Origin of the sequence: Aquabacterium sp. UBA2148, assembly GCF_002328915.1 — a bacterium.
GTDB classification, from domain to species: Bacteria; Pseudomonadota; Gammaproteobacteria; order Burkholderiales; family Burkholderiaceae_C; genus Aquabacterium; species Aquabacterium parvum.
Map to the genome: position 1 here is coordinate 1,602 of NZ_DCXA01000119.1, position 8,061 is coordinate 9,662.

7 protein-coding genes are annotated in these 8,061 nt (G+C 66.1%); 3 read left to right on the top strand and 4 right to left on the bottom strand.

What is annotated here, in order from left to right; translation table 11 throughout:
• Positions 1-733 (bottom strand): bile acid:sodium symporter family protein (locus B2W70_RS06520; protein ID WP_286743988.1); only part of this gene is annotated, 733 nt, incomplete at its 3' end.
• Positions 734-875: 142 nt separating this feature from the next.
• Between B2W70_RS06520 and acnA the strand changes: the two genes are divergently transcribed.
• The 3 genes from acnA (at position 876) to B2W70_RS06535 (ending at position 5,909) form a co-directional block, all read left to right on the top strand.
• On the top strand, positions 876-3,611 hold the full coding sequence (gene acnA / locus B2W70_RS06525; protein ID WP_286743990.1) for an aconitate hydratase AcnA: 2,736 nt from the start codon (positions 876-878) through the stop codon (positions 3,609-3,611).
• A gap of 76 nt (positions 3,612-3,687) precedes the next feature.
• Positions 3,688-4,854, top strand: coding sequence for a DNA alkylation repair protein (locus tag B2W70_RS06530; protein ID WP_286743991.1), 1,167 nt, complete (start codon positions 3,688-3,690; stop codon positions 4,852-4,854).
• Between the two features lie 113 nt (positions 4,855-4,967).
• Entirely contained in the window at positions 4,968-5,909 is a 942-nt protein-coding gene (locus B2W70_RS06535; protein WP_286743993.1) for an esterase/lipase family protein, read from the top strand.
• Between the two features lie 48 nt (positions 5,910-5,957).
• Here the strand turns inward: B2W70_RS06535 and B2W70_RS06540 are convergent, their stop codons facing one another.
• The 3 genes from B2W70_RS06540 to adh form a co-directional block, all read right to left on the bottom strand.
• Positions 5,958-6,317, bottom strand: a complete 360-nt coding sequence (locus B2W70_RS06540) for an ArsC family reductase (protein WP_286743995.1) — start codon at positions 6,315-6,317, stop codon at positions 5,958-5,960.
• Positions 6,318-6,437: 120 nt separating this feature from the next.
• Entirely contained in the window at positions 6,438-6,815 is a 378-nt protein-coding gene (locus tag B2W70_RS06545) for a DUF779 domain-containing protein (RefSeq protein ID WP_286743997.1), read from the bottom strand.
• Positions 6,816-6,817: 2 nt separating this feature from the next.
• On the bottom strand, positions 6,818-8,061 hold a 1,244-nt coding region (gene adh, locus B2W70_RS06550), incomplete at its 5' end, for an aldehyde dehydrogenase (protein ID WP_286744000.1).

Below are 8,061 nucleotides of genomic sequence, written 5' to 3' on the forward strand. Positions count from 1 at the left end.
GCCCGTGCCGCGTCCACAGGCCATCTGCCACCGAGTCGCTGAACGCCGACCACACCAGCAGCACGATCACGGCCTTGTCGAACACATTGGTGATGGGCTTGATGCGCGCGAACCACTGTGCCAGCCAAGGGCGCAGCAAGTGCCCCACCACGAAGGGCAGCAGCAGCATCTGAGCGACCTTGAGCATGGTGGCGCCCACGTCCAGGCCACCTCCGTCATGCCCCATGACCAGGCTCACCAGCAGCGGCGTGAGGAACACGCCCAGCAAAGTCGACAAGGTGGCGTTGAGCACCGCCGCCGCCACGTGCCCGCGTGCCAGGGCTGTCATCGCCACCGAAGACGACACCGTGGACGGCAGCACCGCCAAGTAGAAAAAGCCCATCAACAGGTCTTGCGAGACCCAAGGCCCCAGCGTGAGCGCGCCCAGCGCCCACCACAGGGGAAAGAGAACATAGGTGCAGGCCTGCACCAGCACGTGCAGCTTCCAGCGGCTGGCGCCGGCCTTGAGGTTGTCGGTCGACAGCCCCATGCCGTGCAGAAAGAACAACAGGAACACGCCCACGTCGGTGACCCGTCCCATGTGCAGCGGGCCTTCGCTGCGGCCCCATTGCGGCACCAGCGACGCCAGCACCACCGCCGCCACCATGCCGAGCAGAAACCAATCGGCCCCGCCGCGCTGGCTCCGACGTGGATCGACTGCGGGTGCGAGGAACGGGGCAAAGGAGCGACGCATGGGTACAACCAGGGAAATCGGTCAGGCCTGAAGGCCCTCAAAGCTCAAAGCTTAAAGCTTAAACCCAAGAGCCTGACACACGCAGGGCCATGGCTGCTGCCAAAATGACCCAATCCTCCACCCCCACAGCAAAGGAGTTTCCATGGCCCGCACCGCGTCCGAAGCCGCGCACCCTTTCGCCGACACCCTCCAGACCTTCAAGACGGCCTCCGGCAAGTCGCTGAAGTTCCACTCGCTGCCCGCGCTGGCCCGACGCCATCCGGGCGTGAGCCGCCTGCCGGTGTCGCTGCGCATCGTGCTGGAGTCGGTGCTGCGCAACTGTGATGGCCAGAAGGTCACGCCCGAGCACGTGGCCGAACTCGCGGGCTGGCAGCCCCAAGCGCCTCGCACCGAAGAGATCCCCTTCGTGGTCGCCCGCGTGGTGCTGCAGGACTTCACGGGTGTGCCCCTGCTGGCCGACCTGGCTGCCATGCGCAACGTGGCCGGCCAGTTGGGCAAGGACCCGAAACGCATCGAGCCGCTGGTGCCCGTGGACCTGGTCGTCGACCACTCGGTGATGATCGACCATTTCGGCAGCAACAAGGCCCTGGACCTCAACATGAAGCTTGAGTTCCAGCGCAACGCCGAACGCTACGAGTTCATGAAATGGGGCATGCAGGCCTTCGACACCTTTGGCGTCGTGCCCCCGGGCTTCGGCATCGTCCACCAGGTCAACCTGGAGTACCTCGCGCGCGGCGTGCACAAGACACGCGATGGCGTGGCCTACCCCGACACCCTGGTCGGCACCGACAGCCACACCACCATGATCAATGGCATCGGCGTGGTCGGTTGGGGCGTGGGCGGCATCGAAGCCGAGGCCGGCATGCTGGGGCAGCCCGTCTACTTCCTGACGCCCGACGTGGTCGGCTTCGAGCTCACCGGCCGTCTGCGCGAAGGCGTCACCGCCACCGACCTGGTGCTCACGATCACCGAAGTGCTTCGCAAAGCCAAGGTGGTGGGCAAGTTCGTCGAGTTCTTCGGCGAGGGCACGGCGTCGCTGCCCCTGCCGGACCGCGCAACCATCGCCAACATGGCACCCGAGTACGGCGCCACCATGGGCTTCTTCCCGGTCGACGACCGCACCATCGACTACTTCAAGGGCACGGGCCGCAGCAAGGCCGAGATCGAGGCCTTCGAAGGCTACTTCAAGGCACAGCAGCTCTATGGTGTGCCCAAGCGCGGCGAGATCGACTACAGCAGCGTCATCAGCCTGGACCTGGGCAGCGTGGTGCCCTCGCTGGCCGGCCCCAAGCGTCCGCAGGACCGCATCGAGATCACGCACCTCAGCCGCACCTTTGCCGAGCTCTTCAGCAAGCCCGTGGCCGAGAACGGCTTCAACCAGCCAGCCGACAAGCTGGGCAAGGCCTTCCCGGTCGACATCGCGGGCAAGCCCGTGAACGTCCACAACGGCGACGTGCTCATCGCGGCCATCACCTCTTGCACCAACACGTCCAACCCCGGCGTGCTGCTGGCGGCTGGCCTGCTGGCCAGGAAGGCGGTTGAGGCCGGCCTGAAGGTCGCCCCCCACATCAAGACCTCGCTGGCCCCCGGCTCGCGCATCGTCACCGAGTACCTGCAGAAGGCGGGCCTCTTGCCCTACCTCGAAAAGCTCGGCTTCAACGTGGCGGCCTACGGCTGCACCACCTGCATCGGCAACGCGGGCGACCTGGCCCCCGAGCTCAACCAGGTCATCACCGACAACGACCTGGTCTGCGCGGCCGTGCTCTCGGGCAACCGAAACTTCGAGGCCCGCATTCACCCCAACCTGAAGGCCAATTTCCTGGCCTCGCCTCCGCTGGTCGTGGCCTACGCCATCGCCGGCAACGTCACGGTCGACCTCATGACACAGCCCGTGGGCCTGGGCAAAAAGGGCAAGCCGGTGTACCTGGGCGACATCTGGCCCAGCAGCGACGAGGTCCACCAGCTGATGAAGTTCGCGATGGACGGCAAGGCCTTCAAGGCCAACTACGAGAAGGTCAAGACCCAGCCGGGCAAGCTCTGGGAGAAGACCCAGGGCGTCAAGGGGCAGGTCTACAACTGGCCGCAGAGCACCTACATCGCCAAACCACCGTTCTTCGATGGCTTCGAGGCGGCTCCCAAGGCGGTGTCTTCCAGCGTGCAGGGTGCGCGCATCATGGCGCTGTTTGGTGACTCGATCACCACCGACCACATTTCGCCGGCCGGCTCCATCAAGGAGGCATCGCCCGCAGGACAGTACCTGCTGGCACATGGCGTCAAGAAGGGCGACTTCAACAGCTACGGCTCACGCCGCGGCAACCACGAAGTGATGATGCGCGGCACCTTCGCCAACGTGCGCATCAAGAACCTGATGCTGCCCGCCCTGCCCGACGGCAGCCGCGAGGAAGGCGGCCTGACGCTGATGCAGCCAGGCGGGCAAAAGGCCTTCATCTACGACGCGGCCATGCAGTACATCGCCGCGGGCACGCCCACCGTGATCTTCGCTGGCGAGGAGTACGGCACCGGCTCCAGCCGCGACTGGGCGGCCAAGGGCACGCAATTGCTGGGCATCAAAGCGGTGGTGGCACGCAGCTTCGAGCGCATCCACCGCTCCAACCTGGTGGGCATGGGCGTGCTGCCGCTGCAGTTCAAGGGCGACGACAGTTGGCAGTCGCTGGGCCTGACGGGCGATGAGGTCATCGGCATCGACCTGGGCACCGAGCTCAAGCCGCAGGCTGACGCCACGCTCACCATCCTGCGCGCCGATGGCAGCGTGCAGATGGTGACGGTGCTGCTGCGCATCGACACGCCCATCGAGGTCAGCTACCACCAGCACGGCGGCATCCTGCCCTTTGTGCTGCGCCAGTTGCTGGCGGCCTGACACGCACCGCCCCCTCCACCTCTTTCCAACCCACAGCGCGCCGGCCCAAGCGCGCACCCCGCAACACGGAGCACCGATGGCCGAGGCCTTCAAGAACCTGATCGGCCCGGCCACGGTGCAGGCCGTGGCCCACCACCTGCACCGCGTGCACCACCGCTTTGACCAGGCCGGCTTCGAGTCGCAAGCCCTCACCGGCCTGCAAGCGCTCGAGTTCAAGGCCCGAGCGCAGCACCTGGCCCAAGCGCTCATGGCGCACCTGCCGGAAGACTTCGAGCGCTGCGCCGCGCTGCTCGAAGCCAGCCTCAAGCGCGTGCCTGCGCCTCGCTTCGAGCACGACCCGGACAAGGAACTCGGCAACTTGCAGACCGACGAGACCGGCGTGGCGGGCTGGGCGCTGTGGGCCTATGGCGAGGTCGTCGCACAACGCGGACTGCCGCACCCCGAGCGCGCCCTGCGAGCGCTGCACGCCATCACCCAGCGCTTCACCGCAGAGTTCGCCATCCGCCCCATCATCCAGGCCCACCCCGAGCTGGCCTTCGCCACCCTGCAGCGGTGGCTGGACGACCCCAGCGCCCACGTGCGCAGACTGGTCAGCGAGGGCAGCCGCCCACGCCTGCCGTGGGGCCTGCGCCTGCACGACCTCGTTCGTGACCCGTCGCCCACCCTGCCTTTGCTGCACCGCCTGCAGGACGACCCGGCTGAGTACGTGCGCCGCAGCGTGGCCAACCACCTCAACGACATTGGCAAGGACCACCCCGAGCTGCTCGTGCAATGGGTGCGAGAGCACCGCGACGACACCCACCCCACGCGCTCGCGCCTGCTGCGCCATGCCAGCCGTCACCTCATCAAGCAGGGGCACACCCCCATGCTGCACTGCTGGGACGTGGGCACCGAGTTCCATGGTGAGGTGAGCCTGTCAGTGCCACATCACACCGTGCACATCGGCGAGGTGCTGCCACTGACGATCGCACTCACGGCAACAGGCCCCGCCCCGCAAACCCTGGAGGTGGACGTGCGCGTGCACCTGCGCAAGGCCGATGGCCAGTTGCGCCCCAAGGTCTTCAAAGGCAAGCGCTTGACGCTGGCCAAGGGTGAGCAGGCAAGCTGGACGCAGTCGCTGTCGTTCAAACCGGTGAGCACGCGCACGCTCTACCCCGGCACGCAGGGGCTGGACGTGTCGGTCAATGGCCAGGCTCTGGGGTGGATCGAGCTGAAGCTGAAAGAGGCGCCCCCGGCGCGTTGAAGTCAGATTGGCAGAGATTGACCCGCCGCTTGCGCGCATGCGGGTCTCCACCGGATTGAAGCGCCTCGGTCTGATTGTTATTGTGCATAACATTCAAACTCAAGACCTCCACCATGCGCCTCAACCACCAACGCCTGCTGGCCGCCGCCCGCTCGGCAGCCGCCTCCCTCGCACTGGCTTGTACCTTCACAGGTGCCGCCCTGCTTGCCACCAGCGCCCAGGCCGCCACGGCCTCCACGGAAGCCGCCACGCGCCACCCCATCGTACTGGTGCACGGCTTCATGGGCTTCAAGGAGATCTTCGGTGTCGACTACTTCTACGAGGTGCCTGCCCTGCTGCGCCGCAACGGTGCCAAGGTCTACGTGGCCGCCGTCTCCGAGGTCAACTCCAGCTCGGTGCGCGGCGAGCAACTGCTGCAGCAAATGAAGCAATGGGCCGCCAGGGACGGCATCCAGAAGTTCAACCTGATCGGCCACAGCCAGGGCGGCCCCACCGCCCGTTACGTCGCTGGCGTGGCCCCCGACATGGTGGCCAGCGTGACCACCATGGCCAGCCCCACCATCGTCACGGCCCAGCAGGACGCCGAGAGCAACATCGCCAACGGCATCCGCTCTTACGGCTCATGGATCGAGTTCGCAGGCACCTTCGTGGCCTGGATCTCGGGCCAGTCGCAACTGCCGCAAGACGCTTCGGCATTGACGCTGAAAGAAGAGCTCGACGACTTCGCCATCCGCTTCCCGGCCGGCCTGCCTGCCACCTACTGCGGTGAAGGCGCCCCGGTGGTCAACGGCATCCGCTATTACTCGGCCAGCGGCATCGGCGTCAAAACCAACGCCTGGGACATCTCCGACCTGGCCATGCAGCAGCTGTCGGAGCCCTCTGACGGCGCGATCGTCTCCTGCGCCGCGCGCCTGGGCAAGGTCATCCGAGCCGACTACCCCTGGAACCACATCGACGAGATGAACCACATCTTCGGGCTGATCGGCAAAGGTGCCCCGAGCCCGGCGCAGTTCTACCTGACGCACGCGACCCGGCTGAAACTCGCCGGGGTGTGACTCACGCAAGGATCACGCGCGGATCACGCGCGGAACACACGCGAGACATCACAGGGCCGCCGCCACCGCTGCGGCCTTTTTCTCGTCAAAGCCCACGGCCAGCACCCGACCAGCTTGCTCGATCACCGGGCGCTTGATGACGCTGGCCTGCTTGAGCATCAAGGCCTTGGCACTGGCTGCATCGCTCACGCCAGCCTTGGTGGCCTCGTCGAGCTGACGCCAAGTCGTGCCTTGCTTGTTGACCAGCACCTCCCAGCCCACCTGCCCGATCCAGTCGTCCAGCCGGTCGGCGGGCACGCCCTGCTTCTTGTAGTCATGAAAAACAAAAGACGCGCCCTGCTCGTCGAGCCAGGTGCGCGCCTTCTTCACGGTGTTGCAGTTGGGGATGCCATAAACCAGCAGGGACATGTTCAGTGCTCCGGGAACGGGTGAGTGCCTTGAGCCCTGAACTGTGGCACAGCCTTGTGGGCCGTGCCACGCGCTGGGAATGGGTTCCTTCGGTTCTCGTTGAAATCCTTTGGCCGACGCTCAGACCTGCAACACGAACACCGGTGACAGGCTGGCGAGCTCCTCGTCGGTGAACAGTCGGGAGCGGATCACGAAGCGGTGTCGGCTGCTGCCCTCGAGGGAAAACATGCCCGCGCGGCCGAGGGTGACATCGAGCGTCAGGTGGGTGCGCTGCCAAAACTCGAACTGCGCCGCGCTCATGTAGAACGGGCAGCCGCCCACTTCGCCGAGCCGCACATCCGACGGGCCGACCATGAACTCATCGAGCTCGAAGCACATGGGCGAGCTGCCATCGCAGCAGCCTCCTGACTGGTGGAACATCAGCTCGCCATGCTCGGCCTTGAGCCGCTCGATGAGGGCCAGCGCCTCGGGCGTGGCCGTCACACGCTGCGCCCCCATGGTCAGAAAAAGCCCAGGGCCTGTGCGTTGTAGCTCACCAGCAGGTTCTTGGTCTGCTGGTAGTGGTCGAGCATCATCTTGTGGGTCTCGCGCCCGATGCCCGACTGCTTGTAGCCACCAAACGCCGCGTGCGCGGGGTACAGGTGATAGCAGTTGGTCCACACGCGACCTGCCTGGATGCCCCGGCCCATGCGGTAGGCGCGCGAGCCATCGCGGCTCCACACGCCGGCGCCCAGGCCGAACAGCGTGTCGTTGGCCAGGTGCAGGGCCTCGGCCTCGTCCTTGAAGGTGGTCATCGACACCACGGGGCCGAAGATCTCTTCCTGGAAGATGCGCATCTTGTTGTGGCCGCGGAAGATGGTCGGCTGCACGTAATAGCCGTCGCCGATGTCACCCGCGATCTGAGCGCGGCCACCGCCCACCAGGCACTGCGCGCCCTCCTGCTTGCCGATGTCCATGTACGACAGGATTTTCTCGACCTGCTCCATCGAGGCCTGAGCGCCGATCATGGTCTCGGTGTCCAGCGGGTTGCCCTGCTTGATCGCCTGCACGCGCTTGACCACGCGCTCCATGAACTGGTCGGCGATGGACTCCTGCACCAGCGCGCGGCTCGGGCAGGTGCAGACCTCGCCCTGGTTCAGCGCGAACAGCGTGAAGCCTTCGAGTGCCTTGTCGAAGAACTCGTCGTCCTGAGCCATCACGTCGTCGAAGAAGATGTTGGGGCTCTTGCCACCCAGCTCCAGCGTGACCGGGATCAGGTTCTGGCTGGCGTACTGCATGATCAGCCGGCCGGTCGAGGTCTCACCCGTGAACGCGATCTTGGCGATGCGCTTGCTCGAAGCCAGCGGCTTGCCCGCCTCCAGCCCGAATCCGTTGACGATGTTGAGCACGCCCGGCGGCAGGATGTCGGCGATGAGTTCGGCCAGCACCAGGATGCCCACCGGCGTCTGCTCGGCGGGCTTGAGCACCACGCAGTTGCCAGCGGCCAGCGCGGGCGCCAGCTTCCAGGCCGCCATCAGGATGGGGAAGTTCCAGGGGATGATCTGCCCGACCACGCCCAGCGGCTCATGGAAGTGGTAGGCCACGGTGTGGTCGTCGATCTCGGCCAGCGAGCCTTCCTGCGAGCGCACGCAGGCCGCGAAGTAGCGGAAGTGATCGATCGCCAGCGGGATGTCGGCGGCGAGTGTCTCGCGCACCGGCTTGCCGTTGTCCCAGGTCTCGGCCTCGGCGATGGCCTGAAGGTTCT